Here is a 22,261-nt window from a genome sequence, read left to right on the forward strand (position 1 = left end):
CCCCTCCAGCGGCGCCTCAAAATCCCCGTTCACCACATAGTTGCTGCCCCCTCCCACCACCGTCCCCTCCTCAACCCGCACATCGTCCAGCCACACCTCCCCCGCATTGCTGAACCGAAAATATAAATTGGTCTGATTCAAGGTCAGCACGTTGCTCAACGTGAACGACTTGAACTGCCAGGTGGCATGGTTGGCCCAGTTGATGACGCGGCGGATGTCCCGGCGGGGATCTTTCAACTGCAGCGCGCCATTGGCGGTGTCCGGAGGCCAGGGGGGATTCGGCTCGTAGCGGACCTGGGCAACAACCTGTTCACTCCCACCGGGGCGGGGTTGGAGGAGCGTAAGCGTCTCCCCGTCAGCCTGCAAGTTGCCGGGATATTCATCAAAGGCCCAAAAATTGGCGCCGTAGTTCCGGGCAAAAGCGTCGCGTTTTTTGGTGAGGACGAGGTATTGACCGGGAAGTATGGCGCTACCGGCAGGGAAGGTGTAGCCCACGCCATTAATGCGCCAGCCGGAGAGGTCAAAAGTGTGATTGGCGGTGTTGTTGTGCAGCTCCAGGTATTGCGCGTCAGGCTCGCTGGGATGGTACATGATTTCAGAGAAAACCAGGCTGCCCTGGGCGGCCGGGAGAGGGTTGGTGGAGATGGCGATGACCTGCTGCGGGGCGCCCACGGCGTTGCCGGCCTCGTCCAGGGCGGTGATGATCCAGAGGTTGGTGGGTTGGGTGCCGGGCACCCGCAAGGTCCAGTTGGTGACCGAGGTCCAAACGGGTTTCCAGGGGACGTTGTTGACGAGCAGGGTGGTCACTTCAATGGGGGCGGTGCCGGTGAGCGTGAAGAGGTTGGTGGCGCGCACCCAGGTGTTGGTGGCAACTTGAAAATCGGCGGCGACAGCCGCCAGTTGATTCTGCAGGAAACCGCGCCGTTGGGTGTACCAGAGTTTCAGCTCGCGGGGGTCGGTGAGGGCCTGGCCATCACAGAGGGTGATGCCGTTGGCCACGAGGGCGCGATATTTGGCGTCCATGAGCGGCTCGGCGATTTCCGGGCGCAGGGGACCGTCCACGGCGCGTTTGACGGCGCGGAAGTAGGCGCGGCGGAAGGGGGGGTGATTGTACATGCGGCTGACGGTGGGGTCCTCGGAGTCAAAAAGGGGCCCGGTCAGGGCGGTGAAGCCGCCGGGACCCCGCGGGGAGACCAACATGAGCCAGTCGAGGTCGAAGGGGTAGAGCACCCATTTGCCGCCGTTGCGGGGACGGAACATGTACATGTTTTTGCCAATGTTGTGGCCCCAACTGTCAAAGTTGTTGATGATGTGCTCGAAGGCAAAAACGCCCATCCATTGCTCGACATCGGCCAGGTGCTCGGTGAGCGTGGTGTAGGGTTCGGGGGAGGTGGCATTCAAAGCGTCCACCAAAGTCATCAGTTGGGAATAATCCAGCGCGGAATCATAGCTGCGCTTGAGCCACGTCCAGCGGTAGCGTTCAATTTTTTTCTGGCCGCCGGATTGATAGACTTCGAGGCGGGGCATGGGATCGGCCACGCGGGAGCCGCTGTCATTAAACTCAAAGGCGCGGTCAATTTTATAAAAATCCCCCTCGGGTTGTTGGGGGGACCATTGTTCGAGATATTCCCCTGCGGGTTGCAGCACCGCTTCGAAAATGCCTCCCCGCTGCATGTCAGAGACCCCGTGGACAAACAGGCGGATGAAGTGGCGGTGGCTGAAGGGCAACCCCATGCCCTCGGCCAGGGCGTAGGCCATTTGCTCCTGAATGGCGGTGGTCTCACCGCCATGGCCGCCGGGCCAGTCCAACACCATATCCGTCGAGCCAAACAACCGGTCATCGGAGGGGAAGCTGAGGCTGTAACCACAGCGGTTGCCCGCCGGGGTGTTGAAGCCGGGGGCAATGTAGGGGCTGCCAGCGAAGAGGGCCTCGGCCTCGTAGATGACCCGTTCCTGGTTGAGCACGAAGGTGATGGGATGGGGCGTGTTGTCGAGTTTGTGCCGGCCGCTCCAGTTGGTGAAAGTGGCCTGGGTCATCCAGAGCCGGTAAATGGGGAAGGTGCCCGGCGGGGTAGGCTCACCAAACCGCACCAAACACTCGCGCGCCGGAGCGGCGGCGGGGTAGCGGCTGGTGGCGGGGGCGGGGTGCGCATCGGTGGCGCTCAGGTAAAAGGCCACCACGGCGCCGTTGGTTTGCCCGGGAATCAAGGCGGAAAACACCCCGTCACCCGCCTGCGCGTCCCCGGCCTGGCCGTCATCGCGAAGGGGCAGAGTGAGGTAATTGGTGGCGGGGTCCAGGCGATAGTGCAGTTGGAATGCAGCCAGGCCATCGGGGTCGTGGACACGGGCGGTGACGCGGACGCTTTGTTGCGCTGCCGGCACCAGCGGGAAATGACTCACGGAATGGATGGCTGGCGGAGCGTTGGGCACCAGGCGGCTGTTGGGCAGGCCGGGTGTGCCCAGGTTGGACGGCAGTTCGAGCCGGGCGGCGACTTCCAGCCAGTTGCCGCGCAGGCGAAGGAGCATTTCGGGATGTCCGCGCAGCCATCGGACTTTTGCCTGCAGCGTGGCTTGCGCGCCGGTGGTCAGGGCGGAGGAAAGGCTGGCCCGCACGCGATTAATCTGGTTGTCGCCGCGGTCCAGGGCGCGGAGCCACAAGGCCCCGCCATTGTTGAGGCCGCCAGTGGCGCTCCAGGTGGTGAGGGACAACGCCCCCTCTGCCGCCCAGCCTGCCATGCCGGTGGCGAACTGGCCGTTGGGCAGGACATTCTGGCCGGAGGCATTAAGCACTGCCACGTCGTCAACCAGGTACTCGCCCGCGCCGAGAGGCAGGATTTGTAGTGAGTCTGGGCTGACGTTGCCAAGGTCAAGCAAGCCCGTGCGGGAGAGGGTGGTCCACGGGGCTTTGTTGGATTCATCGCTATCGGCCCAGTTGGCGGCCAGGCGGTTGTCGCTGCGCGGGTCTATCAGCTCAAGGCTGCTGCCGCCCTTGAAACTCCAGCGTCCCCAACGTCCGCCGTTGTGGTAGGTCACTTCATCCACCACCACATAAGCCTGAGGAGTGGAACTGGGATCGGTGATGATTTGCGCGGAGGTTGGGGGGGCGGCCAGGGAAGCGGCGATATGGTTGGTGACCAGGCTGGCTTCAAACATGGCCAGGGCCAGGCGTTCACCGCGGGCTGAGAGGGAGCCGCGGAAATTGCCGAAGGTGTTGGAGGGATTAAGCTGGGGGTATTTGGCCAGCAAATTGGTCACGTTTTTGGCCACCACCAGATAGCCGTTGGGCGGCAGAACGGCTTGCGGCGGAAACTGGAACTCGATGCCGTCCACGAAGGCCCAGCCACCGAGATTCAGCGTGTTGGTGCCGCGGTTGTAAAGCTCGACATATTCGTCGTCCTCCAGGCCGCTGATGGGGGCGTACATGATTTCGTTGATGACCACATCCCGGATGAGGATGGGGGCATTGGCCGAGCCGGGGGTTTGGGCGATCAACTCCTGCCACTCCGGCGCGCCGTCGGGGTACCGGCCATAAGCCACTTCGGTGGCTTGGGGCGGATAACGCACGGCGTCCAACACGCGGCCATCGGGGTGCCGGAAGAAAAGGGTGCCGCCGCCCCCCTTGAGGGCGAAGCCGAGTTCAAACTGGGAAAATGAGCGCCATCCGCGGGCGGGGATGATGGTGCCCTGGGGAAGGGTGAAGCGGTTGGTGCCGGTGGCATCGCTGATGGTGCACCCGGAGAGGTCCAGGGGGGTGTTGCCGCGGTTGAACAGCTCCAGATAATCACGGCCAATGATGCCCGCCGAGTGGGCCATGAATTCATTGATGACCACGGCCCGCAAGGGCTCGGGAGTCACCGGGTCCCAGCGTCCGGGAGAACCGCCGAGCTGGTCGCTGGCGGCCCAGGCCAGAGGCGAATTTTCGCCATACGACGGTCGGGCAAGGACGAGCGAATGCCCGGTGCCATCCGCTGCCACCGGCCAGGGGGGCTGGTCACGGTAAGTGACCTCCAACATGACCGCGCCGGTGCGATGCCGGAGGCGCAGCGTGCCTTTGTCGTTGGGCAGGTTATTGGTAAAAGGTCCCAGCACCGCAGGCAGGTTATAAAGGGCTTGCAGGTCCTGGGGCGAGCGGGCCACGACGAGAAAGCCGCCGCCGGGAATGACGGTGCCGGGCGGGAAGGTAAAGTCAATGTCTCCGCTCAGGCGCCAGCCGCTCAGGTCTTCCGGCTCGCCGCGGGTGTTGGCAATTTCCACAAACTCCAGGGAATTGGTGAAGGTGGGATGCGGTGCCGGCCGGTACATGATTTCCGAGATCACCAGGCCGGTGCGACGGCTGGAAGGCCCCATGCTTTCGCGCTCGCCGGAATACGGCACGGCGGCGGGGGAGGAGACTTCAGAAAAGCCCAAAAAATCCGCCGAGGCAGTTTGCCCCGGGGTGTGGCTGGCCACGGCAAGACCCACCCATAGGGTGGCGGGCAACTCGAGGGCGGCACTGCCCAAGAGGACCCACTTTTCTCCGTCGGCGCTGGCGTAGCCGGACAGGATATCGTTTTCGCGCTGCAGGCGCAGCCAGGTGGCAGGGTAATTGACTGGATAACGCCCTTGAATCTGGGCGACACCATCAAGCTGGCTGATGAAGTAACAACCCGCGAGCGATGGGGTGGCAAACACGGCGCCGTAGTTTTGAGATGTTTCCTCGGAGAGACGCGCCATCAAGCCGGCTCTGGCCCACAGGTCGCCAGCCTCCAACTTGCTGAGGCGGACGCGGACATCAAAATCGCCTGTGCGAGGGGTGCCGGCAAACAAACCGCCTTCCTGGGTGATTGAACTGCCGGCGCTGCCGCCGGTCAGGCGGTAGCCGCCTGGCAGCCATTCCACAGAACCGGAGGGCTGGCTGCCTTCCAAATCCATGGGGGCGAGGGCCACGGCCAGGAAATTGGTCTGGAAAGGATGGGGCATGGCATTGCCGGCGGCCGCCCGGTCCCGCAGGTTGTTAATGGTGAGAATGTAGCGCATGCCCTCGGTCATGGGGGCGGTGTGCAGCAGCACGGTGGCGCCATCTTCCGAAGGCTCCGCCTGATAGATGGTCAGCGATTCGGCCTGGGTGCTGATGAGGAAATAATTGAGCAGGTAAGTGGCGCTGGTTTCGGCAAGCGGTTCAGAAAAAACCAGCCGCACCGCGTTCAGACCTTGAGGCCGCACCCGCAGGAGGGTGGGGGGATTGTAATCCGGGATGACCTGGACTGTGGCCACGCGGCTGGTGACGGTATAGGTGACGTTGCTCGCCACATTGGCAATGACAGCATAGAATTGAGCGCCGTTGTCAGAAAGTGGTACGCTGGAAAGAGTAAGGGTGGGTTGAGTGGCGCCGGAGAGGAGCTGACCGTTTTTATACCAGCGGTAGGTCAGGGGGGGATACCCCTCCGCCTGTACTTGCAAAGTGGCCGATTGCAGCTCGTTGACGACAATATCTTGGGGTTGGTTGGTGATGGTCACAGGCAACTGCACGGCGGGGAAGGCATCCGGATTGGCCAGGATGACGGGCAGCCCGGCGGATTTAACCAGAATATAGTCCACCTCGAACTCTGCCAGGCCCCCAGAACTGCTGGCCGAGATACCGGGATAGCCGTTGCGCGCGGCGCGGGCGGGGATGTAATCCCAGGTCATCTGCCAGTTGGCCGGTTCCGGTTCTGAACCATCGGCACGCCAGAACTTGGCGAAGACATCGGCCGAGCCCCCCTGAGCGTTGGGTTCCTGACGCAGCCGCATCCAGTACCAGGTATTGAGTTGAAAAGAGCCCGTGTAGCCGGGGCCCCAGGCACGCAAATCGTCCAAGAGCGAGACGTGGCGGCCCGTCTGGCCCTCGCCGGTGTGATCGCGAAACAGGAAGTTGATGCCGCCGGGCTGGCTGGGGGCGGTGGGTTCAATGCAGACGGCCACACCGCAGCGGACCGGATCGCCTGTGCCCAGGTTCAGGATGCGGATGCGGGCCAGGACTTCTTGAGTGGTCCCGCTGGCGCCGGCCGCGGCGTAATAAAGATGGTTGGGGTCTCCGGAAGCGGAGAAGACGCGCAGGACGCCGTTGCTCACAAAATAAACCGAGGCGCCCTGGACCTGCCAGGCCGGGTTGAGGGTGGGGCCGCGAAAGTCATCCTGATAGCCGTTGAGCTGGGTGCCAATATCCAGGGGACGGTGGTTTTGAGCCCAAAGCGGCCCGGCCAAAGTGCAGAGCAGCCCCGTCAGGACGAGGCTAACTCGCCATGGATGCTGTGGACGCAACATCTTCCTCCCCTCACTCTGCCATAAAACCTGCTTAAAATCCACCACTTTGCGGACCCGTACCCTATTTAATTACCCCGAGGCAAGATGCGTGGAATGGAAGGTGGCAAAATGGCGAGAGGCGGGACAACTGCCCCGCCTTTAAATAAAACCACAGGCAGAGGCGCCATCCGGAGGGTGTTTCTATTGATTTTGCAGTTTTCATTTTATGGGGGGGCGTCAAAATGGCGGCATGAAAACCATGACAGCGTTGCGGCGGGGCTTTTGGCTTGCAGCCTTATTGGCGGGGCTGGGAATTGCGGGGCATGGGGCGGAGGCGGAGGCCTCGTTGTTTCCCTTTGTTTTGCCGTGGGACGATGCCACCCCGGGCATTACCGATTTGAGCGGTTCGCTGGTTAAACCCGCGGGGAGAAACGGCCACGTGACGGTCAGCCGGGACGGACATTTTCAGGTGGGCGGACAGCGTATTCGGTTTCTGGGGGTGAACATGTGTTTTGCGGCGACGGTGCCGCAGAAGCCGCATGCCGAAGTGGTGGCGCGGCGCCTGGCCAAGTTTGGCATCAATGTGGTGCGATTCCACCACATGGATACTGCGGATTATCCCCGGGGCATCATCAATGCCAAAGGGGGGGGATCCGGGGATATTCATCCGGAAGCGCTGGATCGCCTGCAATACTTTGTTGCCCAGCTCAAGACCAACGGCATTTATGCCAACCTCAATCTGTTGGTGGGCCGGCGTTTTCGCGCGGCGGACGGCCTGCCGGCAGAGATTGAAAAATTGGATTGGAAGGATCGGCATCTGATTGGCTTTTGGGATGAGAAGCATTTGCAGCTTCAAAAGGATTACGCGCGGGCCTTGCTGACGGCCGTCAATCCCTACACCCGGCTGAGCTTTGCCGAGGATCCGGCGGTGGCCTTTGTTGAAATTAACAATGAGCAGGGGCTGATTCATGGCTGGTTGGGGGGCGAGATAGACCGGATGCCGGCCGTATTTCAGGAATCCCTGCGCCGCCAATGGAACGTCTGGCTCAAGGAAAAATATGTGACCACGCCGCGCCTGCGGCTGGCGTGGGGCTCGGGGGAGGCGCCCCTGGGAGCGGAGATGCTGGCCAACGGCGGTTTTACCGAGGGCTTGCAACGCTGGAATCGCGAGCAGCACGCCCCGGCGCGCATGTCGGGGACGCTGCTGCGCGAAGTACCGCCCGGTCTGGCTGCCGGGGCGCAGGCCGTGCGCTTGACGGTGGAGCAGGTGGGGAAGGAGAGCTGGCATTTGCAGTTCAATCAAAGCGGTCTGCGGTTTGAGAAAGATCAACCTTACACCCTGGTTTTCTGGGCGCGGACGGATGCGCCGCGCGTGCTCTCGGTCAGCGCCGGGCAGGCGCACGAACCGTGGGGAAATCTGGGGTTGAGCGCGTCGGCCAGCGCCAGTGCCAACTGGACGCGATTTGAATTTGTGTTTCGCGCCTCGCAAAGTGACACCAATGGCAGGATTTCATTGAGCGGCTTTGGCGGGGCTGGCGCAGTGACCGATCTGGCGGGGTTTTCGTTGAAGCCGGGCGGTGTGATTGGGTTGCGGGAGGGCGAGCAGATTGAGACACTTTCATTTGCTTATTTTGATCGCAAGTCTATTGGCCAACGCACCCCCGCCGCGTATCGGGACTGGATGCAATTTCTTTACGAGACGGAGGATCGTTACTGGCAGACGATGTATCGCTTTTTGAAGCATGATTTGAAAGTGCGGGGGTTGGTGACCGGCACCATCGTGGGCTGCAGCCCGGCCACGCTGCAGGCCAAGATGGACTGGGTGGACACTCATGCCTACTGGCAGCATCCCCAGTTTCCTGTGCGTCCCTGGGATGCGGAAGAGTGGATTGTACCCAACCGCACCATGGTGAACGAGCGCGGCGGCACGTTGCCGGGGCTGGCGCTCAAACGCGCGGTGGGCAAGCCCCATGCCTGCACGGAGTACAATCATCCGGCGCCCAACACCTTCAACAGCGAGGGCTTTTTATTGCTGGCGGCGTATGCGGCGTTGCAGGACTGGGACGCAATTTATCCCTTTGCCTGGTCGCACAGCGGCAGTGAGAGCTGGAACAGCCAGCGCATTGGGAGTTTTTTTGATATTGATCAGCATCCCACCAAGCTGGTCACGCTGGTGGCCGCTCATGCCTTTTTCAACCGCGGTGACATTGCCCCGGCCAGGACGTGGGTGGTGGCGGATTTGCCGCCGGCACGGGACGTGGAGTTGCTCATGAATGCGCGCTCCTGGAGTCTGGTGGACGCCGCCCAGGTGGGACTCCCGCGGGAGGCGAGCCTGGTGCATCGGGTGGCCTTTAATCCGGAGGGGCGGCGGATAGCGGGCGCCCTTGCTCCCAGCCAGGTGAAGTTGCTGGACAACCGCTACGCCTCTGATACCGGCGAGTTGCTGTGGGATGTGAGTGAGAAACAGCGCGGTGTGGTTACGGTGAACAGTCCGCGGAGCAAGGCGGTGATTGGGTATGGCGGGGGCAGGACATATGCGTTGCGCGGCGTGGTGATTGCGCCGGGTGAGACCCTGCAAAATGGGTGGTGCGCGATCACGGTCACCGCCGCCGAGAATGCCGCCACGCCGCGCCGCTGGCTCGTCACCGCCACCGGCCTGGCGCAAAACACTGGCATGGTGTGGAAGAATGCGGAGAAATCCAGCGTGGGGCGGCAGTGGGGCAGGGCGCCTTCGCTGGTGGAGGGCATTCCGGCGCGCCTCACCTTTGCGCAACCGGCCTCCCGTACGGCCGCCTGGGCGTTGGACGCCCGGGGCCAGCGGGCCAAGGAATTGCCCGTGCGCGCGGATGCCCAGGGGCAGGCCGTCATTGAAATCGGGCCGCAGTGGCAGACGTTGTGGTACGAAGTGGGTTCGCGTTAAAGAACCATGAGTGCCGCACGTTTGCCCCTGTTCACGCATTGTCCCCGTTGTGGGGCGGGGGGACTGACGCACCCGGAGCCTGATGCGTATGCCTGTGGCCAGTGTGGTTTTCATTATCACACCAATCCGGCGGTGGGTGTGGGCGGGCTGGTGTTGGATGGGCAGGGCCGCCTGTTGTTGTTGCGCCGCGCCCACGACCCCGGCAAAGGCAGGCTCGGACTGCCGGGGGGCTTCGTGAATCCCGGCGAGAGCGCCGAGGAGGCGCTGGTGCGGGAAACCAGGGAGGAAACCGGCCTGGCCATTGAGGCGCTGCGCTTTGTGTGCACGGCGCCCAACGTGTATCCCTACCGGGGCGTCACCTACCATGTGTTGGACATCTTTTTTGCGGCGCGAGCCGTGGCCGATTCAGTGGCCTCCGCGCAATCCGAGGTGGAGGGGGTGGTTTGGATGAATCCCCATGAAGTGAAGTTGGACGATATTGCCTTTGTCTCCGTGCGTCAGGCGGTGGCCAAGTTCAAGCAAGAGCTGAGCCTGGGAAAAATATGAAGTGCCTTCTTGCATGCTGGTGTTTATTGCTTTTGGGTTGGCCGGTGATGGCCGGGGCAGGAAGCCCAGCCGGTCAATCCCCGCTCACAGCCGCGGATTTGCGGCTGACGCAATACTTTGAAGCCGAAGTGGCCCACTTGGAAGCGGCCACGGCGCGGCTGCTGCAAAGCCTCGGCGACTGGAGGGAGTTGAAGCCCCGTCTGCGCCAGCAGGCTGCCGCCATGCTGGGGTTAAGCCCCATGCCTGCCCGCGGCGACTTGCAGCCCGTGATCACTGGCGTCCTGGAGCATGAGGATATCGTGGTGGAAAAGCTCCATTTCCAATCGCTGCCCCGGCTTTACGTGACGGCCAATTTATACCGTCCCAAGGACATCAGCGGCCGCCTGCCGGCGGTGTTGTACGTGTGCGGGCATGGGCCGGTGGTGACCAATGGGGTGAGTTATGGCAACAAGGTGAGCTACCAACACCATGGCGTGTGGTTTGCGCGACATGGTTATGTATGTCTGGTGATGGATACGGTCCAATGGGGGGAGATTTTGGGCGTGCACCATGGGACCTACCGGCAGGAGATGTGGTGGTGGAATGCCCGGGGGTACACGCCGGCAGGCGTGGAAACATGGAATGGCCTGCGGGCTTTGGATTATCTCTGCACCCGGCCGGAGGTGGACACCAACCGCGTGGGCGTCACCGGCCGTTCCGGCGGGGGTGCTTATAGTTGGTTCATTGCGGCGCTGGATGACCGGGTGAAGGTGGTTGCGCCGGTGGCGGGAATCACCGATTTGCGCAATCACGTGCTCACCGGCTGCGTGGAGGGGCATTGCGATTGCATGTATCTGGTCAATACGTACCGTTGGGATTATCCCCTGCTGGCCGTGCTGGCGGCGCCCCGGCCCCTGCTGCTGGTGAATACCGACAGCGACAATATCTTCCCCCTGGACGGCGTCATGCGGGTGGACACGTATTTACGGCGCTTTTACTCACAACTTCAGCGGCCTGGTGACTATGGCTTGGTCATCGGGCCGGGGCCGCACAAAGACACGCAAGACCTGCAGGTGCCGGTATTTCGATGGTTTAATCGCCACCTAAAAGGGGAAGATCCCATTATTCACGTGGGCGCGGTCAAGCCCTTTACCCCGCAGCAGCTCAAAGTTTTCAATGACCTGCCCGCCGACGCCATCAACACCAATATTCAAGAGGTCTTTGTGCCACCTGCGGCGTCGTCCCCGCCGCCGGCAAACGCCGCCGAATGGGCCACCTGCCGGCAACGATGGTTGAGTGAGCTGCAGGCGCAATGTTTCGCCGGCTGGCCTGCCGAGGACCAGGTCAGGATGGTCAAGGTGGCCTCGGCGAAACAGGACGGTTTGCAGTACGAGATTTACGAGATCACCACCCAACCACACGTGGTTTTGCGGCTTTATACCCTGCAGCGAAGCTCCACGCGCCGTCCGCAACAACTGCGGCTGTGGGTGCGTTCAGGTTCACTGCCTGCGCCGCGCGGGGGGGACACCGTGGCAGTGGCAGTGCGCGAGACCTTGGCTGCGTTTGCAGGCGGAGCGGAGGCCGTGACCCCGGCGCCGGGAGAAGTCTGGCTGTCGTTTTATCCGCGGGGCACGGGGGAGGACATCTGGAGCGGGGATGCCCGTAAACAGACGCATTTACGGCGGCGCTTCATGCTGTTGGGGCAGACCCTCGACGGCATGCGGGTGTGGGACATCCGGCAGATGATGAAGGCATTGAACTTGAACGCCTCCTGGCGGGGGACCCCGCTCAAGATGGAGTCTGAAGGGTCCATGGCGGCGAACACCCTTTACGCCGCAGCTTTGCTGCCCCGGGCCGCTGTGGGCCGGAGTGTGGTGCTGGTTTTGCATCAACTGCCCGCGTCTCATGCCCGGGGGCCGGATTATTTGAATGTCCTGAAAATCCTCGACCTCCCGCAGGCTCTGCTGCTGGCGGCCTCGGCCTGCGAGGCGGTGCACGTGCGCACGGCGCAACCCGCTGCCTTTGGCTGGACGCTCTCGGCGGCGCGTTCTTTGGGGTGGGATGAGCGTTTGCATATCCATGACACTGAATCTGGCGCGGCGGCCCGGTAAATTGCTGAAGAGAGGAAGTCTGGTATTTTTAGCACGATGCATTTGATTTTGCTGAGATGGCTGATGGCAGGATGCATGGCTGCCTGTCTGATGACCGGATGGGCCGCGCAAAACACCAACGCCATTCGACAACCTTACTGTCTGGCGACGAATCTGGCCTTTCCCACCTTATCACCAGATGGGCGCCAGATTGCCTGCTTTGTCCCCCGCCCAACGCCACGCATTGAGATTTGGGACCTGGAGGGCACAACCAACCGGGTGCTGGTCGAGGAGGCCCAGAGACCCGCCTGGTCACCCGATGGACGGTGGATAGCCTTTCAACAGACGCGCATGGTGCCAGGGCTGACATCGCAGTATGGCTTTACACGCATCAATGAAACCATGGTAATGGCCCCGCAGGGCGGCCGCCCACGGTTTGTTTATCCGGGCGCCTCCCCGCACTGGAGTGCGGATGGTCAACGCCTGTTTGTTCTGGATGAAGATAATGGCCAGATTGTCGCCTGTTTCGTGGACAAGCCGGAGGATGAGCCGCCGGTGTGGTGGAAATTGAACAAGACCCCGGTGGCCAGGATTGCGCCCGACGGCCGCAAAGTGGTGGTGTTGACCAATGACAGCCTGGCGGTTTTGAGCCGTGAAAAACAGGAGCTGGAGTTTTTGATCCCCATCGGCAACGTGCGGAGCCTGGATTTCACGTGGTCGCCTGACAGTCAGGCGCTCCTGGTGACCGTGGGGAATACTGGCAACCAGGAGGATACCGCGGCAGCGTGGTGGGTGGATTTGCAGGCACAGAAGCTTCACTGTTTAAGTAAAGGGGTCTGGCAATCGAGTGCGGTATCACCCAAAACAGGCACTGTGGTCTTAACCCGCGTCCGGTCGCCATCCACCTGGCTGTGGGTCTTTCCCCCGGAATGGGTGGAGGCCCGCAAGGCCGGGCGCGTCCCGCCCTTTGAGCCTCCGCCGCCGCCTGTGGATTAATTTCAGGGTGCGAGGGGCGGCCTAAGCTCCTGCAGGCGGAAAAACTGGAGTGTTTCGCGGGCGGGATTGGTATAGGGGCCCGAGGTCACCGGGCCAGGCACATTCGTCCAAACGATGGGAGGTTGCAGGTTGGTGGTGGTTTGCAATACGAATCCTGAGCCGGCCCAGTCCAGGATGAGCTGGCCGCCGCCATGCCAGACACCCAGCAGGGGTGGTGCAGGCGGGGGTTGATATACGGCAGTAACCGTGCGATTGGTTTCGAGGGTCAGGGCAAAAAGCAGTTGCGTCGAGGCCATGCTGCCGTCCAACACCCAGTGCTGGAAGCGGTGGTTGCCTGCCAGCGCTGGCGCGTTCAGCGTTACCTGCGTTTGGTGGGAATAATACCGGAGGAAGGGGGTGAGGGCGCCCGTCAACTGGTTGGTATCGGCGGGTTGAACCTCAATGGGCACGCCTTCGGCGGGGTTGAACGAGTGGACTTGCAGCGCCCAGACAGGCGGCGGTGGCGGGTCTTGATAAACGGCAGTGACCATGCGGTTGGTGGTCATCACCACGACAAAGGCGCGGTTGGTGGAGGCCGTTACGCCGTCCAGCCGCCATTCGGCAAATAATTTTCCATTGACCGTGGCTGGCGCAGTCAGCGTGACGGCGGTGCCGTTGGTGTAGATGCGGGTGAAGGGGGTGTCGGCGCTGGCCAGACCTTGCGTGTCGGCGGGCTGCACCACCACCCCGACATCGGCATTGGGGTTGGAGGAAAGGACGCCCAAGGTCCAATACACCATGGGGGCGGGTGCCACATAGACCACCTCGGCCACGTGGCTGGTGCTCATGCTGATGGTGATGGTCAGGTTGGTGCTGAACGTAGCGCCGTCCAACCGCCATTCCTTGAACACCAGGTTGCCCATGTTTTGGGTGGCGGTGAGGGTGGCGCTGGCATGGGGATAGTAAAAGCGTTCAAAAGGAGTGACGCCGCTGGCCATGCCGTAGTTGTCATTGGCGGCCAGGGTGACGGGGACGGACAGGGAGAGGTCTGAGGCCAGCACGATGAGCGAGTTGGTTTGCAGCGTGGTGCGAGTGTAATACAAGGCAGTGCCGAAGACGATGTCGGGGCTGCCGGCGGAGTAATTATGCACCTCCACCGCCAGCCAGTTGGTGCCGCGCACCAAATTAGTGGATACAAGGCTGCCGCTCAGCGTGAAGAGGGCCGGCGCCTCAGCGGCGGCATCACCGTATTGCGGATGCACACCTTGTTGATAGGTGGGCGGACCGGCGGGAAAGCCGTTGGCCAGAGGGGTGCTGGTGATGACCGCAGGGGCGGCCGGCATGCGGAGGCGGTACACCTCGGTGCCGTTAAGGTAAAATACCGCGCCGTCGTCAATCAGGTTGGAAAACACCAGCGAGACGCCGGAGGGTTCTGTTGGGAATACAAAGGTTGTCCTGAAATAATAGGTAATGGGTAATTGCGGACTGGCGGAAGGCACGCCGGGGCCGCGGGGACTGGGGAGAGGGGTGTTTTTGGGGTACACGTACTCGCTGTCCTCCACGTACAACAATCCCGGCCCGGGGCCGCCCCAGGCCGAATCATTGTAGGCGGGGGTTTTCCAGGCGGGGGTGTTATCCATGCTGTTGGTGTTGTATTTCCAGCTCTGGGTGACATCAAAGAGCAGTTCCATGGGGGCGGAGCCGCTTCCGACCGGAGGGGGATTGGTTTGAGTCAGGAAAAAGCAGACGGGGCTGGCAAACTCGACCTGATTGGAGCGCGAAAGGAGGCGGAAATAATTTGTCCGCCCGGGCGGCAGGCCGGTGAGCAGCACGGTGTGGTTGGTGGTGGGGGTGGCGATCAAAGGCGAGGCATTGCCCAAGGCCGGCGTCAAACCGTATTCCACCTGGGTGGTGCCGCGGAAAGGTGTGTCCCATTGCACGATTGCCATGCTGCGGCCGGCGGTAACGCGGGAGTTTTGCAGCGGATCGGTGGGGAGTGATTTGGCATAGAAACCGATGTTGTGTCCCACCGAGCGCATGGTGGTCTGGCCGCCGGTGGCGTAGTAAATGCTGGGATCATTGAGGATGACCGGGTCGCCGCATTCGTTGGCCATGACCATGCACGTGGAGCCGCCGCCGTCCAGATTCATGCCGTTGTACGCGCCAAAACGAATCAACCAGTCCGCCGTTTCATAATCTTTGGCCCCGTCACTGTCCGACTGGCGGCCGTCAATGACGAGCATGATGACGTAGCGGCGATCGGCGGAGATGCCGATGGCGGTGCGCGGCTGCACCCGGTGGGTGGTGTCATTGTTGTTGAGGTAGTCCCACCCCACATTAACGCCGTTGACCACCAGGGGGTACATGCCTGGAATGGCGGTGTAAATGCCGTTGGTATCACTGAAGCCTTGCCCGTTGTACGGAATGAATTCCGGCACCATGTTGGTGGTGAAGTAGAGCAGGGACAGGGCGTCCACGGAGGTGTCGGCGGGAGAGACTAAAACTCCTTGGGAGATGGCCGGGCCGTGAATCCACGTGGCTGAGCCATCCGGAGCGGAATAGGCAGTATTGCCACCAAAATGCGCGCCGTTGATGGCGACGCGCAACTGATTTTCCCGCAGGAAATTGCCGGTGCGATGACTGTAAGTTTCGCGCGAATTGGCCAGCCAGTTGTTGGTGTTGGGCGGGGTGGTAAAGATGCGCACGTCTGGATCCTGTAGGTCCACGCGCAGGGCGCGCACCACGTGTTGATTGCCTGACCAGCCGGCGGCATTGGTGCCGTAGGCCAGGTCAATGCCCTTGAAGATGGGTTTCCAGGGGGTGGAGGTGATCTGGCCGGCGGCCGGCAGCGTCAGGACCAGCGCCGCCAGCGCCAGCAGCGGCCAGAGACGGGGGCGCGCGCGCTTAATCGCCACTAAACTTGTATTCATAACCGGGGATCGGGTCGCGGGTGTAGGCGGGGTTCATGCCGTCGTAGTAAATCTTGATGCGTTTCACGTGGCCATCCACAAAGGCCACCACGCTTTCCGCGTTGTTGTAGAAGGGGGCGTTGCGGCTGCCGGTGCGGCTTTTATGCCACGAAAGCGGAGCGTGGGCCGTCCATTCCATGACCAACAACGTGCGCTCGGGGAAGCGGACGCTGCTTATTTTGCGGCCGGCAATGTTGGGGAGTCCGGGCAGATTGACGCCGTTGAACACATAACTGTTGTAGGCATGCTTGGCGCTCTGGCAGAAAGGGATGGCCTCATCGCTTAACCCCTCGTAGCCCCGGTCGGAGGGACAGGCAAAAGTTTTATCGCGTGAGGGCGGGCTGTTGGGGTTTCCTCCCGGCTTGATTTGTTCTTTGTACCACCACCAGCCCCCGGGGGGCTTGTTGTAGGTCATGGCGGGGAGGGAGTCCTGGTTGGCGGCGGCATAGAAGGCCAGCGCTGCCGCGATTTGTTTGAGGTTGGCATGGCACTGGATTTCGCGGGAGCGCTCGCGCAAGCGTGTCCCCAGCGGCAGCAGAATGGCCGCCAGCAGCATGAGGAGGGCGACCATGACCAGGGCGTCGGTCCGGGTCAGGCCCCGTTGGCTGTGGGCGGGCATGTGGAAGGGCCGCTTCATGGGGAGGAGGCTGCGGCAGCAATTTTTTCCTTCGACCACACCTCGTACCAGGCCTCAAACCATTGCCTGGCGGAGGCGGTGGCCTGGGGGGCGGGTTTCTGCCAGGTTTGATTTACAATGGCTTTGTGCAGGACGCCCTGGAGCAGCATTTCCCGGAGTGGGATTTGCTGCGGGGTGCTGCCGGTGCAAAGGGCCACCACCCGCCCGGCCTGGCGGGCGGCCAGTTGCATTTGCTCGGCGTTCAATTCCGGCGGGCGCAGAAAAAGCACCACCACGTCCCCTGTTTTGGCGCGGCGCACGGCATCGAGAAAGGCGTCTGCGGTCAATCCGGTGGAGCGCAGGGGGTCCAGTTTGATGAGGTTGGTCACGGCCACGGTCTTGCCGGCGGCGTGGAGGGCGGCGCAAAAGGACTCGGCTTGCGTTTGGGCGGCTGGGACTTCAAAGCTTTGATAATCCCGGACAAAGAGAAGAATGCGGCCCTTGGGGCCGAGGAGGGGCAGGGCTTCTTCGGCCATGACCTGGCCCAGAGCCTGATGAGGGCGCGGGTCGAAGTCGGGGTGCGGAGTGCGGAAGAACCACAGTAGCCAGGCCAGAGAGAGCGCCGTCAAGGTGAGCGCGGCGATGTTTATGCCCCGGGAATTGCCCATGACAAACTTCCTAGCCGGCAACGGGTTTAGAAAGGCGCGCGTGGGCGGGCAAACACGACGTTGGTCACGCCGCTGGCCAGGGCGTTGCTGATCTGCTCGCGCAGGCGATCGGTGCGCATCAGGTGCACGCTGCCGTCGCTGAGAAGGAGGTTGCCTTTCTCATTGTGGACACGCTTGTCCCACGCCGCATCAATGGAGGTGCCGTAGGCTTCGTTCCACATCAAATCGAGGTAACCGCCGCCGCCAGTGACGTTGTGGTCGCCGCTCAAGATGCTCTGGGGCTTGGTTTCTTCAGCCGTGGTGCCGACAAAGTAACTGACATCCTTGTCGCCCATGAGGTAGTCCCAGCGCATTTCCGGCACCTTGTCCACATCTTCCGGGCAGACGAGCAGACGGGTATTGGCCAGTTGGTTGGAAGCCACGCGGAAGTGGTCAACCCACATGTCGGAGTCCTGGCTGCCGCCGTCGGCGACTTTAAGGTGCCAGGGGAAGCGGCCGTTGTTATCGCCGGCCCAGATGCGCCAGCCAATGCCAATCTGGCGCAGGCGATTGCTGCAATCAATGCGCTTGGCCCGGTTTTTGGCCTGGGCCAGCGACGGCAGCAGGAGGGCGGCGAGGATGGCAATGATGGCGATGACAACCAGCAGTTCGATGAGCGTGAAAGCAGCGCTCCGCTGCACGCGATGGATCATAGATGCAAATCTCACCATCACATTAGCCCAATTTATCCACCTCGTCAATCCCGGCGGCACGCTTTGGCGCTCGACAAGGCCGCGGAAGCCGGGCTTATCATGCGCCTGCGCATGAAGGCATTATTACTGACGGAATACCGGCGGCTGGAGGTTACAGATTTCCCGGCCCCCGCGCCCGGCGCGGATGAACTTCTGGTGCGGGTGCGGGCGTGCGGCATCTGCGGGAGCGACGTGCACGGCTATGATGGCAGCAGTGGCCGGCGCATTCCGCCCCTGATCATGGGGCATGAGGCTGCGGGCGTGGTGGAGGCGGTGGGGACGGCGGTGACCCGCTTTCGGCCGGGTGACCGGGTGACGTTTGATTCCACGGTGTATTGCGGCGAATGCGCCTTCTGCCGGGCCGGCCAGGTGAATTTGTGTGACCGGCGGCAGGTGCTGGGGGTGTCCTGCGGCGAATACCGGCGGCACGGGGCGCTGGCGGAGTATGTGGTGGTGCCCGAGCGGACGGTGGTGGCGCTGCCGGAGGAATTATCCTTTGTGGAGGCGGCGATGGTGGAGCCGGTTTCGATCGCGGTGCACGCGGTCAATCGCCTGCCGGTGCGCCTGGGCGATGCGGCAGTGGTGGTGGGGACGGGCATGATCGGGTTGCTGGTGGTGCAGGCGCTGCGCCTGGCCGGTTGCGGACGCATCATGGCCGTGGATGTGGAGCCGCGCAAGCTGGCTTTGGCGCAGGAATTGGGGGCGGATGCCGGGCTGGATGCCCGCGATCCTGAGGCTGCGGCGAAAGTGGCGGCGATGACCGGCGGGCGTGGCGCGGATGTGGCCGTGGAGGCGGTGGGGGCGGCGGCTCCCGTGCAACTGGCCATTCGTTGTTTGCGCAAGGGGGGCGCGTTGGGATTGGTGGGCAACGTCACGCCCAACATTGAATTGCCCTTGCAGGCGGTGGTCACGCGGGAGCTGACGCTTTACGGCTCGTGCGCCTCGCAGGGGGAGTATCCGGCCTGCCTGGAGCTTTTGCGAAGGGGGGCTATCAAAGTGGCGCCGCTCATTTCAGCGCGCATCCCCCTGGAGGCTGCGCCGCAGTGGTTTGAGCGGCTGTATCAGCGGGAGCCGGGTTTGCTGAAGGTTATTGTGGAACCGTAGGCGGGGCGGGGGGATTTGAATTCACGGGCACGGCGCTGAGGCGCTCCACCCAGTAGCCGCCCCGGCGCAGGTATTCCTGATAGGCGGTCTCGCCCATGACTTCCCGCATGGTGCGCTCGACTTCCGCCCGCAGCGCCTGGGCGCCGGCGGCCATTTGCTCGGCGGTGAGGCCGGGATGGGTGACGAGCTGCCGGTACTGCTCCTCGGCAGCCTGCTTGAGGTCGTGCACGGTGGAGGCCGTCTGGGTGGGCAACTTGAGCTGCTGGAAGGCCTGGTAGATTTCGCGATAGGCGGGGTCGCGGGTGCGTTCATATTCTTGATAGCGCTCGCCCAGTGCGTTTTTCAGCTCAATCTCGCGCTGGCGCTCAAGATTCTGCCGGGCCTCGGGGGTCAAGGCGCCGGCGGCTTGAAGGGTTTTGAGCTGTTCCTGATAGCGTTGCTCGATGGCAAAGACCTGCCGGTAGTTTTCCTCGCTGGCGCCGCTGAAGGCCGTCATGCGGGTCTGGAGTTCGAGGCCCACGGGGGAGACGCGCAGGTCATACTCGCGTAGCTCGTCCGGGGTGAGCAGGGCCCGGATTTCCTGTTCCTGCTGGGTCTGCCAGGTTTCCAACTGGGTGCGCTGCTCCGCCGTCAACGGACCCTCGTGTTGCAGGGCGAAGTCCTCGCGCAGGTCATTGTATTTTTCCTGAATCTGGCGGATGCGCGCCCGCTTGGCCTCGGGGAGGAAGGCCAGTTGCCGGTCCTGCAGTTGGAGATAGGGATTTTGGCGGGCCATTTCGGATTGGTAATCCACGCCCAGAAGATTGCGGACCAGATCGCGTTTTTCCTTCTCCAACTGGCGCAACTGACGCTGGAATTCCCGGGCCTGGGCGGGAGTGACCGCCGTGGCTCCGGCCAGCCAGTATTGGTTGGATTTGAAGTAAGGGTTGATGGCCTGCTGCTTTTGGGCATAGAGCTTGTTGATGTCGGTGATGATGATGTCGCGGATGGTTTCCTCAGGGCAGCCGATGGCCCGCAGGTTGGCGATGTAGGTGCGGTAGTCGGCCGACTCCACCACGCGCCAGATGTTGGTGATGAGGCCGGAAAGGTTGGTGGTGGAAAGGCCAGGCCGCACGACGCCGCGCACCACCACATTGGTGACGGTTTCCTTGATGACTTGCGGCGGGGGAGCGGCGGCGGGGCGCTGCCAAAGGTACACCAAGGCTCCGGCCAGAAGCACGTTGAGGGCGGCGGAAACCAGCAAGATTTTGCGGCTGTCCATGGGGGCAGTTTAGCAAGTCTGCCGATTTTCACAAGAACCACGTCCGCCGGCCTGGCCTGACCGCCGGGCGGGATACCCTGAATCATTCAGGAACAGAGGGGGAAGGAGCTGCCGGAGGCTCAAAGTAGTCGTCGTCGGCAATGTCCGGGATGCCGATGACCAGCACCCGCATGCGCCCGCGCGCGCCGTGAACCACTCCCGGCGGGATGTGCAGCAGGGAGCCCTGGGCGACGGGATGTTCCACCCCGTCGAGAATCACCGCGCCGCTACCCTCCAGGACGTAATACAGCTCCGTTGAGCGCAAGTGATAGTGAAGTTTGGCGCCGTCAATGTCCACGGCATGGGCCCAGGCGGCTGGTGCGAGGGCGGCGTCCTCGCGGCTAATCAAACGGCAGCGCCAGCCGCAGGCGCTGCGCTCCCGGGGGGCCTGCGCTTCGTGGCGCACTAGAACTGGGCCGGCCGGAGTGGGGGTAGGGGCTGGCTTTTGCATATACAGAATGGGAGCCGCCAGCCGCTCCTGAACCCGTCACCAATTCTTGAAAATCCGGTTTTGGTCGGGCGTGTAGGCTTCGGTGGGAGCGCGGCGGGCTTGTTCGTATTCGCGCTGTTTGTCTTCGTCTTTGACCTGATGCAGCAGGGACCAGAAACTCTCCTGTTGTTCGCGCGCAGGTTGTTCACTTTTTTGCTGGGGATCGGGTTTATGCGGATTGCGGGCGGCCAGTTGCTGGCGCATGCGGGCCAGCTCCTGCCGGGCCTGTTCCTCGCCCATGCGGGCCTGTTCATTGTTCTCAGGCTGCACTTCCTGGGAGCGCTGAAAACTGGTGGCGGCTTTTTCCATGTGGGCGATGGCGCTTTCGAGGGATTTGGCCTCCTCCTGGGCGCCGCGCTGGCGCTCGCGCTCGCCCAGCTCGTTCAACAGGGCAGGCAATTTCTTCTGCAGGGCGGCGATCTTGGGAGGAGCGGCGGTATTTTCAGGGTTGATCTCCAGGGCTTCCTGATAATGCCGCAGGGCGCTGAGCATTTGCTGCGTGGCCTGGGCGAGATCGCGTTGTTGCTGGCGTTCACCCTCCTGGGCTTGTTGATCGCCGCGTTGCATGTGGAGGTTTTCCAGCGCCTCTTTGACCTCTTCGGCGCCCTGCTGCGCCATTTCGTTGTTGCGGTTCAATTCCAATGATTCCTCGTATTTCTCCAGGGCTTGTTCATACTTGTTAATGGCTTCATCGGGATTGTGGCGGGCGGTTTGCTGCGCCTCCTGTTGGAGCTGCCGGCCTTCCATGGCAAGCAGTTGAGCCAGCTTTTCCTGCACGCGCTGCTCGCCCTGGGCGGCCTGCTGGTTTTGCGGGTCCAGGGACTTGGCCTCCTGGAAATCGGACAGCGCCTTGCGCAATTCCTTCATGGCCTGCTGGCGCTCCCAGGAAGGGGGATTGCTTTTGGCCAGCGTGGCATCGGCTTTCTGTTCCTGGCGCTCGGCTTTTTGCGTGAACTTCTCCGCCAGTTGCTTTTCTGTTTCTGCGCGTTCCTGGCGGCGCTCCGGGTTTTCCGGGTCCAGATGCTCGGCGGTGCGCTGGTGGTCCAACGCGGCCTGCATGAGCTGAATCTGTTTCTCGATCGGGCTCTGTTTGCGGGCCTCCCGCAGCAGGTCCGCCGCCAGGCGCGCGTGCAACCGGGCCAGGCGCAGCTCCACCACCTTCAAGTTGTGCCGCACCACCTTGTCTTTCGGCTCATTGACCAGGTAAATGCGGTAGGATTCGCGGCTTTGCTCCCAGAGCTGCAGGGTGGTTTGGGGGTCGGTTTGTTCCAGCGGCTCGCCGCGCCGGAAGGAGACGTTGCCGATCTGCACCCAGACGCGGTCCCGCAGTTTGGGCGGCAGATCGCGCGTGGCCAGCTCCTGCCAGAGCTGATCGGCCCGCTCAAAATCCCGGGCTGCGTACGCGGCCACCCCCTCATTGTATTGCAGCCAGGGATCGCCGGGTTGCTGGGCGCGCAACTCACGCAGAACGGCGGCCGCCTGCTCCGGCTGGTTGGCCTTCAGCGCCCGGCGGGCCGCGCCGAGGTCGGGGGTTGCGGCCATGCCCGCCACGGCCAGCCAGCCGCTTAGACTTAGAACCGCCCCCGCTATGGTGTGCGCTTTCATGGGATAT

12 protein-coding genes and 1 pseudogene are annotated in these 22,261 nt (G+C 62.6%); 5 read left to right on the top strand and 8 right to left on the bottom strand.

The genetic code is table 11. The features are described from left to right. Window positions 1–6,282 (bottom strand): lamin tail domain-containing protein (locus tag N3J91_15540; GenBank protein MCX8157827.1); only part of this gene is annotated, 6,282 nt, incomplete at its 3' end. Window positions 6,283–6,511: 229 nt separating this feature from the next. Here N3J91_15540 and N3J91_15545 point away from each other — a divergent pair. The 4 genes from N3J91_15545 to N3J91_15560 all read left to right on the top strand — a co-directional run bounded on the left by N3J91_15545 (window position 6,512) and on the right by N3J91_15560 (window position 12,792). Then, window positions 6,512–9,181, top strand: coding sequence for a carbohydrate binding domain-containing protein (locus N3J91_15545; protein ID MCX8157828.1), 2,670 nt, complete (start codon window positions 6,512–6,514; stop codon window positions 9,179–9,181). A 6-nt stretch (window positions 9,182–9,187) separates the two neighbouring features. Beyond that, window positions 9,188–9,727, top strand: coding sequence for an NUDIX domain-containing protein (locus N3J91_15550; GenBank protein ID MCX8157829.1), 540 nt, complete (start codon window positions 9,188–9,190; stop codon window positions 9,725–9,727). 47 nt (window positions 9,728–9,774) lie between these two features. After that, the gene (locus N3J91_15555; GenBank protein ID MCX8157830.1) at window positions 9,775–11,817 is read left to right on the top strand and encodes an acetylxylan esterase; all 2,043 of its coding nucleotides are present in this window, start codon (window positions 9,775–9,777) and stop codon (window positions 11,815–11,817) included. A gap of 75 nt (window positions 11,818–11,892) precedes the next feature. Continuing rightward, a complete protein-coding gene (locus N3J91_15560) occupies window positions 11,893–12,792 on the top strand; it encodes a hypothetical protein (GenBank protein ID MCX8157831.1) in 900 nt (299 codons plus the stop codon). A gap of 2 nt (window positions 12,793–12,794) precedes the next feature. On the opposite strand, the gene N3J91_15565 is transcribed toward N3J91_15560, so the two are convergent. The 4 genes and pseudogenes from N3J91_15565 to N3J91_15580 form a co-directional block, all read right to left on the bottom strand. Then, window positions 12,795–15,701, bottom strand: a complete 2,907-nt coding sequence (locus N3J91_15565; protein ID MCX8157832.1) for a phosphodiester glycosidase family protein — start codon at window positions 15,699–15,701, stop codon at window positions 12,795–12,797. Continuing rightward, the gene (locus N3J91_15570) at window positions 15,676–16,377 is read right to left on the bottom strand and encodes a DUF1559 domain-containing protein (GenBank protein MCX8157833.1); all 702 of its coding nucleotides are present in this window, start codon (window positions 16,375–16,377) and stop codon (window positions 15,676–15,678) included. Before N3J91_15570 ends, N3J91_15565 begins: the two co-directional genes overlap by 26 nt. Next, window positions 16,374–17,024 (bottom strand): hypothetical protein, encoded by a 651-nt coding sequence (locus N3J91_15575; protein MCX8157834.1) that lies wholly within the window; start codon window positions 17,022–17,024, stop codon window positions 16,374–16,376. Before N3J91_15575 ends, N3J91_15570 begins: the two co-directional genes overlap by 4 nt. A 491-nt stretch (window positions 17,025–17,515) precedes the next feature. Next, window positions 17,516–17,734: pseudogene (locus tag N3J91_15580) on the bottom strand (prepilin-type N-terminal cleavage/methylation domain-containing protein). 93 nt (window positions 17,735–17,827) lie between these two features. Here N3J91_15580 and N3J91_15585 point away from each other — a divergent pair. Beyond that, entirely contained in the window at window positions 17,828–18,859 is a 1,032-nt protein-coding gene (locus N3J91_15585) for a galactitol-1-phosphate 5-dehydrogenase (GenBank protein ID MCX8157835.1), read from the top strand. Here N3J91_15585 and N3J91_15590 read toward each other — a convergent pair. From N3J91_15590 to N3J91_15600, 3 genes are all read right to left on the bottom strand, one after another. Continuing rightward, window positions 18,843–20,120, bottom strand: coding sequence for a hypothetical protein (locus tag N3J91_15590; GenBank protein ID MCX8157836.1), 1,278 nt, complete (start codon window positions 20,118–20,120; stop codon window positions 18,843–18,845). The two genes, N3J91_15585 and N3J91_15590, sit on opposite strands and share 17 nt — an antisense overlap. Before the next feature lie 82 nt (window positions 20,121–20,202). Next, window positions 20,203–20,610, bottom strand: a complete 408-nt coding sequence (locus tag N3J91_15595; protein ID MCX8157837.1) for a cupin domain-containing protein — start codon at window positions 20,608–20,610, stop codon at window positions 20,203–20,205. A 36-nt stretch (window positions 20,611–20,646) separates the two neighbouring features. Further along, window positions 20,647–22,254, bottom strand: coding sequence for a hypothetical protein (locus tag N3J91_15600; protein MCX8157838.1), 1,608 nt, complete (start codon window positions 22,252–22,254; stop codon window positions 20,647–20,649). Between the last annotated feature and the right edge of the window lie 7 nt (window positions 22,255–22,261).

Source organism: Verrucomicrobiia bacterium (assembly GCA_026414565.1).
Classification (GTDB): Bacteria; Verrucomicrobiota; Verrucomicrobiia; order Limisphaerales; family Fontisphaeraceae; genus Fontisphaera.